The organism is Listeria fleischmannii subsp. fleischmannii LU2006-1 (assembly GCF_000344175.1).
GTDB lineage: Bacteria > Bacillota > Bacilli > Lactobacillales > Listeriaceae > Listeria > Listeria fleischmannii.
On record NZ_ALWW01000003.1, the window covers coordinates 92,799 to 108,250 of the forward strand.

The following is a 15,452-nucleotide window of genomic DNA, read 5'->3' on the forward strand; positions in this document are numbered from 1 at the left end:
TTACGATTTAAAGGGGAAATTTAAATGACCTATCAAGGGAGTCTGGCCCAATTGAAAGAAGTTGAAAGATTGGTTCATGAAAAATCAGCCTATGAATTTTTGAAAGATAACTTTTATGGACCTGAAACGGATAAAGATCAAATGTTTTGGCTAAATGAATCGATTCGTGGCTCAGAACTTGCTGAAACGGATAAATATCGCATCATAACAGCTACGCTCTATGTCATATTAGCGCATGATACGCATGAAATGATTGATGAAGATAAAGACGGACGAAATGTGAGTAGGAAAGGTCGGGAACTTACTGTTCTTGCGGGGGATTATTATAGCGCCCTTTATTACCGGACGATGGCTGAACTTGGTATGACGCAGCTTTTAGCGGCTCTGCAAAAAGGCGTTCAAAAAACGAATACCGCTAAAACGAATATTTACCAACTTCACGTGGTAACTGACGACGATTATATGCGAGAATTACGAGCATCTTCTTCTGCCATCTTTAGTGAATTTGCGACATATTTTCAAAAAGATGAAGTGTTTATTGAACTAGCTTCCCAAGCTATCTTATTCAAACGTTTAGAACGAGAACTTTATTTTTATGAACAATACGGTATTTCCACTTTAAAACGCGCTTACGACCATGGCTTTTTCGTAAAGGATGCGGTGGCAACTTTTGAAGAATGGCTACTCCAAATTATGCAAGACGTAAAAGCGGCAATACATGCTTTACTTAAAGTTTCGGAACCTTTATCGGAACCATTAATGGGACGTTTAAACGAGATGCTGCAGCGTTAATAGTAAAGGGGCTTTTTAAATGGTAGAAACGAAAGAAGAAAAAGTGCATAAAGTATTTGAAAAAATATCACCAGACTATGACAGAATGAATAGTTTGATTAGTTTTAAACTCCATTTATTTTGGCGTAAGCAAACGATGGAATTGATGCGGGTTAAAAAAGGTGCAAAAGTTCTAGATGTTTGTTGTGGTACGGCTGATTGGACAATTCTATCCGCTAAACATGTGGGTGCGGATGGTTCTGTTGTGGGCCTTGACTTTAGCGAAAATATGCTCCAAATTGGTCAAGAGAAAGTAAGTGAGAGCGGGCTTCAAAATGTCACGTTAATCCACGGGAACGCAATGGAATTACCGTTTGAGGATAATAGTTTTGACTTTGTTACGATTGGCTTTGGCTTACGGAATGTCCCTGATTACTTGCAAGTTTTAAAAGAAATGAATCGGGTTTTAAAACCAGGCGGTCAAGCGGTTTGCTTAGATACGAGTCAGCCAAACGTTCCACTTTGGCGTCCTTTTTTTAATACATATTTTCGACATGTTATGCCACTTTTTGGTAAATTATTTGCTAAAAGTTATGAAGAGTATAGTTGGTTGCAGGAATCAACACGGACTTTTCCGGATATGGGAGCGCTATCTGATTTATTTTATGAGGCGGGCTTCCGCTATGTGAGATACATTTCCCACAGTGGTGGGGCAAGTGCAACACATTTTGGCTATAAAAAGGTGACGATCGATGAAATTTAATTTTTTATACCCTGTTGTTCAAAAAGATATTGAAGCGATTGAAGTAGAGTTAAAACAGGCTGTCAGCAATGCGGATGCTGAGACGACTTCGGCTTCTGCGCTTCATTTACTAGAAGCAGGAGGGAAGCGAATTCGTCCGATGTTTGTTTGTCTAACGGCTAGGCTCGGGGAACCGAAAGATTTTTCCCTTGTGCGCGATGCGGCTGTTGCCATTGAACTGATTCATATGGCGTCCATTGTACATGATGATGTGGTGGATGATGCGGAGCTTAGGCGCGGACGTCAAACGATTAAGGCGATTTGGGGGAATCATATTGCGATGTATACAGGTGATTTTTTATTTGCAAAATCGCTTGAATATATGACCAAAATTGATAATATTAAGGCGCATCAAATGTTGTCTGCTGTAACGGTTGAGCTTGCGGTAGGTGAGATTGAGCAGATTAAGGATAAATTTAATTTTAATCAAAGTGTGCGTTCTTATTTGCGTCGTATTAAAAGGAAGACGGCTCTTTTAATTGCGGCTAGTTCGGGGCTTGGCGGAATTTTAGCTGACCTTCCAGATAAAATGGATGACCAGTTGTATTTATTTGGGTACTATGTTGGAATGGCTTTTCAAATTACGGATGATATTTTGGATTTTATGGCCACTGAACGAGTACTTGGAAAGCCTGCTGGTGAGGATTTACGTCAAGGCAATATTACGCTCCCTGTTTTTTTTGCGATGCGTGACCCTTTTGCTTAAAAAGCGTATTAGCCGTGTAACGGAAGATTCTACGGATGAGGAGATTACACATTTAGTTGATGCAATTAAAGCGAGCGGTGCTATAGAAGAATCTGAACAAGTGGCAACAGCATATTTAAAAAAAGCAATGGCGATTCTAGATACTTTTCCTTCATCAAAAGAAATTAAGCCTTTAAAACAAATTGTCAAAATGCTTGATAAACGTGAATATTAGGAGGAATGTGATATGGAAAAAACTTTTGTAATGGTAAAGCCGGACGGCGTACAGCGCGGCTTAATTGGTCAGCTCATCTCCCGTTTTGAGCAAAAAGGCTTGCGTATTAAAGCAGCTAAGCTCATGCAGATTTCTGACTCTTTGGCTAAAACGCATTATGCGGAACATGACGGCAAACCTTTTTTCCCTGATTTAATTCATTTTATTACTTCCGGCCCTGTTTTTGCTATGGTTTTAGAAGGCGATGAAGCAATTACTACGGCACGCCAAATGATGGGCAAAACAAACCCCCTCGAAGCTCTTCCTGGGACGATTCGTTTTGATTTCGGCCTGCACACCAATCGGAATATTATCCACGGATCAGATAGCGCGGCATCTGCCGAACGAGAAATCGGGCTCTTTTTTAAAAAAGAAGAATTGCTTGATTATGAAAAAGCTACGGATTCTTGGCTTTAAATGAGACTGTCTCTTACTTATAGAGGCAGTTTTTTCAAAATAATCGGTTGTTTTCTAGTGGATGTTATGCTATTATTTAACACATACACTTTAAAGCGCTAAAATATCGAAGGTAAAGGAGAATGACGAATGAGATACTTAACGGCTGGAGAATCACATGGACCTGGTTTAACGACAATTATTGAGGGGCTTCCTGCGGGGATGCCGCTTTTATCTGAAGATATTAATGTTGAATTAAAAAGAAGACAAGGTGGGCATGGTCGAGGTGCTCGGATGAAAATTGAAAAAGACCGTGCGCAAATTACAGCTGGGATTCGCCACGGGAAAACGCTTGGGGCACCTGTTGCAATTTTTGTGGAAAATAAAGATTGGAAACACTGGGAAACTGTTATGAGTATCGATCCCGTGGATGAGAAACATGAAGCGTCACGAAAAGTTTCGAGACCTCGCCCTGGACATGCGGATTTAGTGGGGGGCATGAAATATGGTCACCGCGACATGCGTAATGTATTAGAGCGTTCAAGCGCAAGAGAAACTACAGTTCGAGTAGCAGCGGGGGCTGTCGCGAAACAACTTTTACGAGAACTGGGAATTATAGTGGCAGCGCATGTGTTAGAAATTGGCGGTGTGCGGGCTAATTTAACGCGTGATTACACGGTTTCAGAAATTGCTGACATTGCGAATGAATCCCCTGTCCGAACACTTGATAAAGAAATAGAACAGGCGATGATGGATAAAATCGACGATACAAAGAAAAAAGGAGACACAATCGGCGGAATTGTTGAAGTTGTTGTCGGCGGTGTTCCAGCTGGTTTAGGTAGCTACGTACAGTGGGATAAAAAATTAGATGCCAAAATTGCACGTGCAATCGTTAGTATTAATGCTTTTAAAGGAGCAGAATTTGGTGTCGGTTTCGAAGCAGCCAGAAAATACGGTAGCGAAGTGATGGATGAAATTGTCTGGTCCAAAGATTCCGGCTATACACGTACAAGCAATAATTTGGGTGGCTTTGAAGGCGGAATGACAAATGGGATGCCAATTGTCGTACGTGGTGTGATGAAGCCTATTCCAACTTTATATAAACCACTTCAAAGTGTGGATATTGATACGAAAGAGCCTTTCACGGCTAGCGTTGAGCGTTCAGACAGTTCTGCTGTTCCAGCGGCCAGTGTTGTGGCTGAAAATGTTGTGGCATGGGAAGTGGCTTGTGCTGTGCTTGATAAATTTGATAGCGATCGTTTTGATGTTTTAAAGAAACATGTAGAAGAGCATCGCGAACTAACGAGGGATTTTTAAATGTCTACGATTACAGTTCAAACGGCTAGTAAGACGTACAGTGTGAGAATTGGCCATGACATGTTACACATTTTCCGTGATGAGTTTTTAAACGAGCTAAAAGGATTTTCAAAAGTTTTTGTTTTGACGGATAAGCATGTTTTTTCGCTTCATAAAGGAAAGCTTGATACGCTACTGCAAGACTTAGATCAGGTGACTTATTATGTAACGCCAAATGGTGAGGAAGCGAAAACATTTCAAGTTTATGAAGATGTGATGACGAAAATTATTGAAACGGGGCTTGACCGGAAGTCGGTTTTACTGGCTTTTGGCGGCGGTGTGATTGGCGATTTAGGTGGATTTGTGGCCTCAACGTATATGCGCGGGATTCCGTTTTATCAAATTCCAACTACGGTTTTAGCTCATGATAGCGCGGTTGGTGGGAAAGTGGCGATTAATCATCCGCTAGGGAAAAATTTAGTGGGTCAATTTTATCAACCTGAGGCAGTTATTTATGATACCTCGCTTCTTAAGACCCTTCCAGTACGTGAAATGCGCTCTGGATTTGCGGAGCTCATTAAACATGCTTTAATCAGTGACCAGGCGTTATTAGATGAGCTTATGGCTACTTTTAAAACGGCAGATGACTTTTATTCCAAAGATTTAACACCTTTTTTAGAAAAAGGGATTTTGGTGAAGGCGGGCATTGTGGCGCAAGATGAGACGGAACAAGGTGTGCGGGCGTATTTAAATTTCGGACATACGTTTGGGCACGCGCTTGAAGCGTACGGTCAATTTTCGCGTTTTCTTCACGGCGAAGCTATTATTTATGGGATGTTATACGCTATTTTGATGAGTGAGGCGACGCAAAATTTGGCATTTGACCTAGATGAATTGATTTCGTGGTTGGATGGTTTAGGATACGAAACGGCGCTTCCTAGCGATGTGCCATTTGAGGCGATTTTTGAAAATATGTTACATGACAAGAAAACGACATTTGAAGAAATTAAAATGGTGTTGTTAAGTCAAATTGGTGAGATGAAACTGGTTCCTTGTGACCGGGCACTGATTTTACAAACTTTTAACCAAATGAAAAAAGGAGAATGATGAATGTGAGAGCGATTCGCGGTGCAACGACTATAGAACAAAATACGGCTAGTGAAATTTACGAGGCGACGAGCGAGCTTTTTCAAGAAATTTTAAAACAAAATCAAATTGCGGATGCGGAAGCTCTTATTTCGGTCATTATTACGGTAACTGAAGATATTAATGCGGCATTTCCGGCGCGTGCTGTTCGCGTTACGCCTGGTTTTGAACTTGTGCCTGTTATGGGAATGCAAGAAATTCCAGTAAAAGGCGCACCAGTTCGCTGTATTCGGATGATGGTACAAGCGAATATTGATAAACCACTTGCCGAGATTGAACATATTTATTTAAAGGATGCGGTTCGCCTGCGACCAGACCTTGTTGAAAGGAAGGATTCATGATGAAATGGAAAACGTCTTTGGCAGGACTTCATTCTTATAAGCCGGGAAAAAGGGAAGAAGCGGTGATGGAAGAGTTGGGTTTAACTAAAATTACAAAACTTTCTTCCAATGAAAATCCGCTTGGTGCTTCAAAAAAAGTACAGAAACTTGCGCGTGAATTATCTTTTCAAACTGAAATCTATCCAGATGGTCATGCGAGTGATTTAAGAAAAACGGTCGCAGATTTCTATGATATTTCGGAAGAGGAACTAATTTTTACAGCAGGTGTAGATGAATTAATTGAGCTTTTGACACGCGTCTTGTTAGATGCCACAACAAATACAGTAATGGCTACACCAACGTTTGTACAATACCGACAAAATGCACTTATTGAAGGGGCAGAAGTGAGAGAAATTGCGTTAAAACCTGACGGGCATCATGATTTTGAGAAGATGCTTGAAGCGATTGACGATAAAACGGCCATTGTATGGATTTGCAATCCTAATAATCCAACCGGTAATTTTCTACCCCTTGAAGATATTCGCGCCTTTATTCAAAAAGTTCCAGAGGATTGTTTAGTCGTTTTAGATGAGGCCTATATTGAATATGTGGAGCCGCAACCTCTTGCACATGAAAAATGGATTCGTGAATTTCCTAATTTGATTATTACAAGAACTTTTAGTAAAATTTACGGGCTCGCTAGTTCGCGTGTGGGCTACGGAATTTGCTCTAAGGAAATTGTTTATTATTTAAATATTGTAAGACCACCGTTTAATACTACGACGGCTGGTCAAATGTTAGCGAAAGAAGCGCTATTAGACCAAGCGTTTGTTGCGGAGTGTCGGGCATTAAATCACGCAGGTATTGCGGCTTTTAAAAGCTTTAGCGAAGCTTATCCAAATGTTAAGCTCTACCCGTCGCAAGGCAATTTTGTACTGCTCGATCTTGGCAGAGATGCAGCGGAAATTTTTTCTTTTCTAGAGAAAAATGGCTTTATTACAAGATCAGGGGCTGCTCTCGGTTTTAAAACAGCTGTGCGTATTACGGTTGGGACAGAAGAAGATGTTGCTCAAGTGATTGCGCTTTTAAAAGAGTTTTTGGATTAGGAGGCGACCGATATGAAGGGAACAGTCGTGATTGTTGGCCTCGGGCTAATTGGCGGTTCGATTGCGCTTTCTATTAAAGCGAAACATAAAGAGGCGCACATTATTGGAATCGACGTGTCGCTCAGTACGCTTGAAAAAGGACTCGCTCTTGGCATCATTGATGAAATTGGCGAAAGTATCGTGGTTGATGCACCAAAAGCAGATTTACTTATTTTTTGCTGCCCAGTGAAAGAAACCGAAGAGCTTGTCAAACATTTACCAGGATTAAACTTAAAAAAACAGGTTATCATAACGGATACAGGAAGTACAAAGCAAACCGTTATGAGAGCAGCAGAAAGTTTGGCGGAAAAATCCATTACATTTATCGGCGGGCATCCAATGGCAGGCTCGCATAAAAGCGGCGTAACAGCTGCTAAGCGCTTGCTATTTGAAAATGCCTATTATTTATTAACGGCAGGTACAGATGACGCAAGTAAAAGGCTGCCTGAGTTAAAAGAATGGCTTAGCGGGACAAATGCGAAGTTTTTAATTTTAACGCCTAGAGAACACGACCAAATTACAGGTATGCTTAGTCACCTTCCACATATTGTGGCTGCAGCCCTAGTCCAAGAAACGGAAAGATTTACGGCGCAACATCCTGATGCGTTTAGTTTGGCGGCTGGAGGCTTTCGTGATATTACAAGGGTTGCTTCAAGTGATCCGAGGATGTGGACGGATATTTCCATTAGTAACCGTGACATTTTAAAAGAGCAACTCACCTCTTGGCGCGACCGAATGAGTGAAGCTATTCAACTGATTGACCAGTCAGATGATGATGCGATTTTTGATTTTTTTGATAGAGCCAAGGAATTTCGTGATTCTTTACCAATTCACAGAGGGGCTATTCCGGCCTTTTACGATTTATTTGTCGATGTTCCAGACTATCCGGGTGTGATTTCAGAAGTGACTGCTATTTTAGCACAAGAAAAAATTAGTTTAACGAATTTGAAAATTTTAGAAACACGTGAAGATATAAACGGGATTTTACAAATTACATTTCAAAATGAAGCCGATCGTTTGCGCGCTAAAAAAAGTATTGAATTAAAGGCTGCATACACCTGCTATGTAGAAGAGTGAGGAGGACCTAATGAAGTTACAGACAGGAAAAAAAGAGTTAGTAGGAACTTTAATAGTACCGGGAGACAAATCGATTTCGCATCGAAGCATCATGTTTGGCGCCCTGGCGAATGGCGAAACACGAATTCGTCATTTTTTAAGAGCGGATGACTGTTTAAGCACTATCCAAGCATTCCGTGATTTAGGCGTGCAAATTGAAGAAACGCCTGATGAAATTATCGTGCAAGGTGTCGGTTTTGATGGATTAAAACAAGCAAATAAGCCACTTGATGTTGGGAATTCAGGCACAACAATTCGCATCATGATGGGAATCCTTGCTTCTGCACCGTTTGCGACAACGCTTATTGGGGATGCCTCCATTCAAAAACGACCAATGAATAGAGTTATGCTACCACTTCAAGAAATGGGCGCACAAATTTCAGGAAACAATGGAAGCGAATTTGCGCCGATTCAAATTAAGCCCACAAAAAGCTTACACGGAATCACCTACCATATGCCAGTGGCTAGTGCGCAAGTAAAAAGTGCCATTATTTTTGCGGCCCTTCAGGCAGAAGGTGAAACGGTTATTTATGAGAAAGAAAAAACACGTGACCATACAGAAGAAATGATTACCGCTTTTGGCGGACATATTGACGTGGACGGTTTAGCGATTCGCGTCTCTGGAAATCAGGCGCTTATGGGACAATCGATAACGGTTCCGGGTGATATTTCTTCTGCTGCTTTTTTCATTGTAGCGGGTTTGATTGCGAAAAAGAGCGAGATTGTTTTAAAGAATGTGGGATTAAACCCTACACGGACAGGAATTATTGATGTTGTAAGCGCGATGGGCGGAGACATTTCAGTAGAAGAAAATGGCCTAGCGGGTGAAATCACTGTTCGCGCCTCCCAACTAAAAGGCACTACAATTTCAGGTGAACTAATTCCGCGTCTAATCGACGAATTACCTATTATTGCGCTTTTAGCTACTCAAGCAGAAGGTGAAACGATTATCCGTGATGCGGAAGAGCTTAAAGTGAAAGAAACGAACCGAATTGATGCGGTGGCAACGGAACTTACAAAAATGGGCGCGGATATTACGCCTACAGCAGATGGTTTAATTATCCGCGGAAAGACCAAGTTGCACGGTGCAAATGTGACAAGTTACGGCGATCATCGTATTGGTATGATGCTTCAAATTGCAGCGCTTTTAGTGGAAGACGGGGAAGTTGATCTTCAAAAAGCAGAGGCTGTTTCTATCTCCTATCCACAATTTTTTGAGGATTTGGAAGGACTTTTTATATAGTAGATTTAATGAAAAGAAGCTATTTAGCTTCTTTCAGACTGCTCTCAAACGGCAATCTTCGTCGCTCGGGCCTCCGTTCCGGTGCTCACGTACTCGAGTACGCTCCGCTCCGGTACTCGGCCCTGCCTAGAATCTCACCATTTGTCAGCAGTCTGATTTTGGTGTGAAGCGTTTTGTTTTATGTAAACTTTGAGTTTTTCTACAAGCTGAAAAGAAGCTATTTAGCTTCTTTTCATTTAGTTCAAAACGAAGAAGGAAGAGGGCTTTCTATTATTTTAAAAATGTCTTTTTAAGCAAAAGGGTAGTTTACTAAGGGATTTATTGATATAATAGTATCCACGATTTTAAAGGACATGGGGGTGCGTCATGGAAAATGCAGAAAATATGTTACATGCATTAGAGCACGAAGATATGGCTGCTGCTAAAAAGTATTTTGATTTAGCGATTCAAAATGGATCAGATGAGGAACAATTTTTTTTAGCGGAACAGTTATTTAGTTTAGGTTTTTTAGACGAAGCGGAGGATTTATATGAACTTCTGCTCGCAAATTATAAAGATGAAGGTGCACTTCTTGTCCGGGCGGCCGAAGTAGCTCTTGAAAAAGATGATATCGATACAGCACAAGATTACTTAGAATCGGTAAATAAACAAGATGAGGCCTATGTTGAGAGCTTACTCGTGTTAGCAGATTTATATCAAATGCAAGGATTATTTGAAGTAACCGAGCAAAAACTGCTTGAGGCTAAAAAATTAGTGCCAAATGAAGCGATAATTGATTTTGCTTTAGGGGAGTATTATTTATCGCAAGGTAGATTTCTTTTAGCGGTTCAGTATTATCAAACAGTTTTAGATACTGGTGTCTCGGAACTTGCCCAAGGAACCATTTCCATTTACGAACGAATCGCAGAAGCGTATAGTGCGAGTGGCGCGTTTGAAGAAGCGTTACCTTTTTATGAAAAAGCACTGCAAGAACATGAATCTGTTGATACTTTATTTGGCTTAGGTCTGACGGCGTTTCAGGCGAAGGAATACGTACAAGCGATTCATGCTTTTACGCATTTAAAAGAGCACGATCCGGCTTATACGACTTTATATCCGTATCTTTCAAAAAGCTACCAAGAAAATGGCGAACCAGAAAAGGCGCTTGAGGCGCTTAAGGAAGGTTTAAAATATGATGAGTTTAACAAAGAACTCTTTTTTGAAGGCGGGAAAGTGGCGGACCGTTTAGGGAAATTAGAGGAGGCTGAGGAGTTTTATAGACAAGCGATAGTGCTTGATGAGGAATATGTGATGGCGATTTTAGAACTAAACAAGCTCCTTTTAGCCAAAGAAGATTTTGAAGGTTTGCTTGAAGTAGTAGAGGCACTTCCAGATGAACTGGTGACGGATTCGCAAATTTTTTGGGACTTAAGTGTTGCATACAGTGGCACAGAACAATATAATAAAGCAAAAGAAAATTTTGAAAAAGCTTATCCTCATTTTGAAAACAATCCGACTTTCTTGCGTGAATATGGTTTGTTTTTACGTGAAGAAGGAGATATTCAAAATGCGAATGCTGTATTTACGCGTTATTTAGAATTTATACCTGAGGATTCGGAAATTCGAAATTTACTTGATTTTTAAATGAAAAATTCGGAAGGAGTGAGTGTGATGAAGGCATCCATTTCTATAGACGAGAAAAAAGATTTTATTCGTTGGCTATTAAATACACATCAAATGAAAATGCGGGAGGCAATGTGGGTATTAAACTATATTGCGGGTCACGATCAAATCATGCAATATGTTCATTTTGTTGATGATTTAGAAGGTTGTCGCCGCGGACTTGTTCTTTCTGCGCAAGGCGTTGATCATGAACCATTCCGTTTTTTTAAAGGAAAGATTACGACAAGTGATCCGGAAAAAGCGTTTCATGACATTCGCTTAAATTGGGATGAGGAACTATATATTGTCCTTCATTTTAGTGATGCTCTTTTGTCACCTGAATATGCCCTTGTGCGTGAAGATAATCCGCATAGAGCCTTAGTTATTGGGGAAGAAGAACAACAACTTGCAAGTGACTTTTTAGAGCGAACATTGAGTGATTTTACGGAAGAGTCTATTAAGCAGGAAATTGACCGCGCACTTGATGCGGGGGATAAGAAACGTTTTCTAGAACTTTCTGCTTTTTTAAAAGAAATGAATGAGTAAATAAAAAGCTGGGTAAGTTTTAAGTTCGAGCGTTTAGCGCCCAATGACTTAAAAAAATGCCCAGTTTTGTTTTTTGGAGGAATGGGGGAAATCATGTGTATGCATGGCTGCAAAACCGTACATTTTTACGGCTACTTTTAATTATTAATTTTTTAGGGGCAATTTATGGTTATATTTGGTATATCCCGCAACTTGAAATAACAAAACCAGTTTTTTGGCTCTTTGTTCCAGATAGTCCAACCGCTGTTTTATTTTTCTTTTTTGTCATTGCCGCTTTTTTGGCAAAAAAACACTGGCCACTTATGGAGGCACTTGCGTTTGTCAGTTTGATGAAATACGGTTTATGGGCAGTCGGCATGAATATTTTTCTAATGATTGATACACAAACTCTTATTTGGACAGGTGTCATGTTGATGATTAGCCACGGATTTATGGCTATCCAGGCCATGGTGTACGCTCCGTTTTACCGCTTTCGGATAGGGCATTTTATGATTGCGGCTGTTTGGGTATTACATAATGATGTGATTGATTACTTATTTGGACAAATGCCTATTTATATGGGACTAGAACGCTTTTTACCCTATATCGGTTATGCGACATTTTGGCTTACTATTTTTGTGCTTACCTATGTGTATCAAAAATCTTTAAAAGAAAATCACTTTAAATTGGAATTATTTCAAGATTAGAATTTTCTCATAGTAAGGAAAAGTTATTGAGAAGCGTATAAAGATACTTTATAATTAAAACTAATCAAGGTTAGTGAAACTAATTTTAGGAGGAAGTTGATTTAAATGTCATTCGGATCATATATTATCTATTTTTTAATCGTAGCAGCAATTCCGCTTTGGGCACAGTTTCGTGTTAAAAGCACCTACGCCCAGTATTCTAAAGTACGCGTTAGAAGCGGACAGACAGGTGCTGAGGTGGCGAGAATGATTTTAGATCGAAACGGTCTATCTAATGTTCCAGTGCACGCTACAAAAGGCGTTTTAAGCGATCATTATGATCCAAGTAAAAAAGCCGTCTTTCTTTCAGAAGCAAACTATCACGAAGCTTCCATTGCGGCCGCAGCAGTTGCGGCACATGAAGTGGGGCATGCGATTCAAGATAAAGAGGATTATGCTTTTATGCGTTTCCGTTCTGCTCTTGTTCCTGTAACGATGTTCAGTTCAAACATTTCTTGGGTATTCCTCATTATCGGAATGCTTGCTACCATTCCAAGTTTAATGCTTATCGGAATTGTTTTAATGGCAGTGGGTGTACTATTCCAAGTGATTACACTCCCTGTTGAGTTTGATGCAAGTAAACGGGCACTCGTTCAACTTGAAGACGGCGGTTTCCTCGCGTCAACGGAACAACCCCAAGCGAAAAAAGTGCTTAGTGCAGCGGCTATGACTTACGTGGCAGCAATGGCTGTAGCGGTACTTGAGTTACTTCGCTTACTGTTAATTTTCACCAATATGAATCGTAACTAATGATAAAACCTGAGAGTTGTTCTCAGGTTTTATTTTGAGAAAATATTTTACAAATGAGGGAAAAAATATGGATTTTGATGTTATTGTTATTGGCGGGGGACCATCTGGTTTGATGGCGGCCATTCAGGCGGCAGAGAAAAATAAAAAGGTATTGCTTGTTGAAAAGGGGCCTAAGCTTGGGCGCAAACTGATTTTATCTGGAGGCGGTCGGTGCAATGTCACGAATCGTTTACCTGTAGAAGAAATCATACGCCATGTGCCAGGAAATGGCCGTTTTTTGTATAGCGCGTTTCATCAATTTGATAATGAAGATATTATTTTGTTCTTTGAAAAACTGGGCGTAGCTTTAAAAGAAGAAGATCATGGTCGGATGTTTCCGGTTTCAAACAGTGCGAGGTCGGTGGCTGATGCGATGGTAGCGCGGATGGAAAAATTGGGTGTTACGGTGTATATGAAAACGCCGGTTAAACGTGTGTTATATGAAAATGGGCAGGTAAGAGGAATTGAGCTTGTGGATGGTCAAATAAAACAAGCATATAGTGTCATTGTGGCGGTAGGCGGGAAATCTGTTCCGCGTACGGGTTCTACTGGGGATGGGTATAAATTTGCCATGGATGCTGGGCATACAATTACAGAACTTTATCCGACGGAAGTGCCGATAACTTCTCTTGAACCCTTTATTACGAAACGAATTCTTCAAGGGATTTCACTGCGCGACGTATCACTTTCGGTTCTTGGAAAGAAAAATAAAGTGGTGGTGACGCACCGGATGGATATGATTTTTACCCATTTTGGTATTTCTGGTCCTGCGGCACTCCGTTGTAGTATGTTTGTGAATCAGGCGCTTAGGAAGCAGGAGTTGGTTTGGATGGAGTTAGATTTATTTCCGGATGATTCGGCAAGTGAAGTCCAAAAAAATGTGGTTCAGTTATTAGAGGAAAATCCGAAAAAGGCGATTAAAAATGCCCTTTCCCCTTTACTCCAAGAAAAGTTATTATTATTTTTATTAGAAAAAGCGGAAATCAATCCGGAAAACCATTATAAGCAGGAGAGTCCTAAAAAATGGGAGGCGTTTGCTGCCCTTTTAAAAAGCTTTATTTTTACTGTGAATGGCACGCTTGATTTTGAAAAAGCATTTGTTACGGGTGGTGGCGTTAAAACGAAAGAAATTATGCCTAAGGAAATGCAATCTAAGCTGATGCCCGGCTTGTTTTTCTGTGGTGAGGTACTAGATATTAACGGATATACGGGCGGATATAATATTACATGTGCGCTTGTTACGGGGCATACAGCGGGTGAACATGCGGCGCGTTTTGCAAGCCTTAGGCGGCAACAAGGGTGAATACTTTAAAAGGAACTGAAAACTAACCCTCACTCTACGGAGTGGGGGTTCAGCTTGTAGAAAAACTTAAAGTTTACGCAAAACAAAACGATTCTCACCAAAATCAGACTGCTGATAAATGGTGAGATTCTAGGCAGTGCCGAGTACTGGAGCGGAGCGTACTCGGGTACGTGAGCACCGGAACGGAGGCACTAACAACGAAGATGGACGTTTGTCAGCAGTCTGAACCCTCACTCTATGGAGTGGGGGTTAGTTCTTTTAAGAAAGTATCGACGATTTTTTCACGTTCTTCCAAAAATACGGGATTGTTTCGTGTTGGATGAATACGATTGGTAAGTACGATGAGCCCTTTTTGTTGGGGGATGTCAAGAACCATGAAGGTACCTGTAAAACCTGTGTGATAAAGGGCGTAATGGTCGTTGTTTCGTTTTAAGTCATAGCCGATTCCTCGGTCGCGATTTAATTGAGGTGTGTAGTTTTGCGCTATGAGTTTGAGGCTCTCGGCCGTTAAAATCGGGGCGCCTTCTTGGAATAAAAGGGCCGATGCGAAACGGCTTAGATCCTCCAAGGTTGAAAATAGGCCAGCATGACCGATATTTTCACCCGTGATATAGGCTTTATGGTCATGGACGACACCCGTAATGACGCCGCGTTTTTCAGTTACTTCCGTGGGGACGGAATGCGCTTTATCTGCTTGGTAGAAAGTGGTGTCTTCCATTTGAAGCGGCTTTAAGATGGCGTCTGTTATTTGGGATTTAAACGGCTTTTGTCCTGCTACTTCGATAATTTGGCCGAGAAGGATGAAGTTTAAATCGGAATAGTCTACAATGGTTCGGTTTAAGGCGACTGGACGCGCCGCAGTGATATAGGCCTGAATATCTTCTGGCGTTTCAATTTTAAAGCCTGGAATGTTTTTGGGCAGTCCAGAGCGGTGCGTTGCAAGGTCGAGTAGTGTTAAATCGGGCGTATGGTAATCCGGCAAAAATTTCGAAACGGGATCTTCTAGGGCCAGTTTTCCTTCTTCTACAAGTTGCAATAAGCGCGTAGTCGTGGCTACAACTTTTGTGAGTGACGCAATATCGTATATGTTTTTTTCAGAAGAAAGAAGTGGGGCAGTAAAAGGCTCTGTTTGTTTGAAACCGAGAGTGTAGGACTGTGTGGCGTCTTTTGTTAAAAACTGGTAGCTCGCTCCTTTAACGACTGCGTTACCGACAAGCTCGTCAATTTGTTTTTTTGTCTTTGGAAACATATATG

The 15,452-nt window shown here is 40.9% G+C and carries 15 protein-coding genes and 1 pseudogene; 15 read left to right on the forward strand and 1 reads right to left on the reverse strand.

Annotated features, from left to right (window positions below; translation table 11 throughout):
- Positions 1 to 24: 24 nt before the first annotated feature.
- The 15 genes and pseudogenes from LFLEISCH_RS01925 (at position 25) to LFLEISCH_RS01995 (ending at position 14,198) form a co-directional block, all read left to right on the forward strand.
- Positions 25 to 792 (forward strand): heptaprenyl diphosphate synthase component 1, encoded by a 768-nt coding sequence (locus LFLEISCH_RS01925; protein ID WP_007472529.1) that lies wholly within the window; start codon positions 25 to 27, stop codon positions 790 to 792.
- 19 nt (positions 793 to 811) lie between these two features.
- Positions 812 to 1,534, forward strand: a complete 723-nt coding sequence (locus LFLEISCH_RS01930) for a demethylmenaquinone methyltransferase (RefSeq protein WP_007472531.1) — start codon at positions 812 to 814, stop codon at positions 1,532 to 1,534.
- A pseudogene (gene hepT, locus LFLEISCH_RS01935) lies at positions 1,524 to 2,493 on the forward strand (heptaprenyl diphosphate synthase component II). The gene LFLEISCH_RS01930 and the pseudogene hepT overlap by 11 nt, the downstream one beginning before the upstream one ends.
- Before the next feature lie 12 nt (positions 2,494 to 2,505).
- Positions 2,506 to 2,949, forward strand: a complete 444-nt coding sequence (gene ndk / locus LFLEISCH_RS01940) for a nucleoside-diphosphate kinase (RefSeq protein WP_007472533.1) — start codon at positions 2,506 to 2,508, stop codon at positions 2,947 to 2,949.
- 129 nt (positions 2,950 to 3,078) lie between these two features.
- On the forward strand, positions 3,079 to 4,245 hold the full coding sequence (gene aroC, locus LFLEISCH_RS01945) for a chorismate synthase (RefSeq protein ID WP_007472536.1): 1,167 nt from the start codon (positions 3,079 to 3,081) through the stop codon (positions 4,243 to 4,245).
- Entirely contained in the window at positions 4,246 to 5,331 is a 1,086-nt protein-coding gene (gene aroB, locus LFLEISCH_RS01950; RefSeq protein ID WP_007472538.1) for a 3-dehydroquinate synthase, read from the forward strand.
- A gap of 5 nt (positions 5,332 to 5,336) precedes the next feature.
- Positions 5,337 to 5,711 carry a chorismate mutase gene (aroH, locus tag LFLEISCH_RS01955; protein ID WP_007472540.1) on the forward strand — a complete coding sequence of 125 codons (375 nt, stop codon included), beginning with the start codon at positions 5,337 to 5,339 and terminating at the stop codon, positions 5,709 to 5,711.
- Positions 5,711 to 6,796, forward strand: coding sequence for a histidinol-phosphate transaminase (gene hisC, locus LFLEISCH_RS01960; protein WP_007472542.1), 1,086 nt, complete (start codon positions 5,711 to 5,713; stop codon positions 6,794 to 6,796). Before aroH ends, hisC begins: the two co-directional genes overlap by 1 nt.
- Positions 6,797 to 6,808: 12 nt before the next feature.
- Positions 6,809 to 7,912, forward strand: coding sequence for a prephenate dehydrogenase (locus tag LFLEISCH_RS01965; protein WP_007472544.1), 1,104 nt, complete (start codon positions 6,809 to 6,811; stop codon positions 7,910 to 7,912).
- A gap of 10 nt (positions 7,913 to 7,922) precedes the next feature.
- Positions 7,923 to 9,194 carry a 3-phosphoshikimate 1-carboxyvinyltransferase gene (aroA, locus tag LFLEISCH_RS01970; protein WP_007472546.1) on the forward strand — a complete coding sequence of 424 codons (1,272 nt, stop codon included), beginning with the start codon at positions 7,923 to 7,925 and terminating at the stop codon, positions 9,192 to 9,194.
- A gap of 366 nt (positions 9,195 to 9,560) precedes the next feature.
- The gene (locus LFLEISCH_RS01975; RefSeq protein ID WP_007472548.1) at positions 9,561 to 10,817 is read left to right on the forward strand and encodes a tetratricopeptide repeat protein; all 1,257 of its coding nucleotides are present in this window, start codon (positions 9,561 to 9,563) and stop codon (positions 10,815 to 10,817) included.
- A gap of 27 nt (positions 10,818 to 10,844) precedes the next feature.
- A complete protein-coding gene (locus LFLEISCH_RS01980; RefSeq protein ID WP_007472550.1) occupies positions 10,845 to 11,381 on the forward strand; it encodes a ReoY family proteolytic degradation factor in 537 nt (178 codons plus the stop codon).
- Positions 11,382 to 11,437: 56 nt separating this feature from the next.
- A complete protein-coding gene (gene lhaT / locus LFLEISCH_RS01985; RefSeq protein WP_174269985.1) occupies positions 11,438 to 12,067 on the forward strand; it encodes a lipoprotein heptaprenylglyceryl N-acetyltransferase LhaT in 630 nt (209 codons plus the stop codon).
- Positions 12,068 to 12,172: 105 nt separating this feature from the next.
- Entirely contained in the window at positions 12,173 to 12,856 is a 684-nt protein-coding gene (locus LFLEISCH_RS01990; RefSeq protein WP_007472553.1) for a zinc metallopeptidase, read from the forward strand.
- Between the two features lie 34 nt (positions 12,857 to 12,890).
- A complete protein-coding gene (locus LFLEISCH_RS01995) occupies positions 12,891 to 14,198 on the forward strand; it encodes a BaiN/RdsA family NAD(P)/FAD-dependent oxidoreductase (RefSeq protein WP_258404563.1) in 1,308 nt (435 codons plus the stop codon).
- 235 nt (positions 14,199 to 14,433) lie between these two features.
- Here the strand turns inward: LFLEISCH_RS01995 and LFLEISCH_RS02000 are convergent, their stop codons facing one another.
- A complete protein-coding gene (locus tag LFLEISCH_RS02000; protein ID WP_007472555.1) occupies positions 14,434 to 15,447 on the reverse strand; it encodes a serine hydrolase domain-containing protein in 1,014 nt (337 codons plus the stop codon).
- Positions 15,448 to 15,452: the final 5 nt, after the last annotated feature.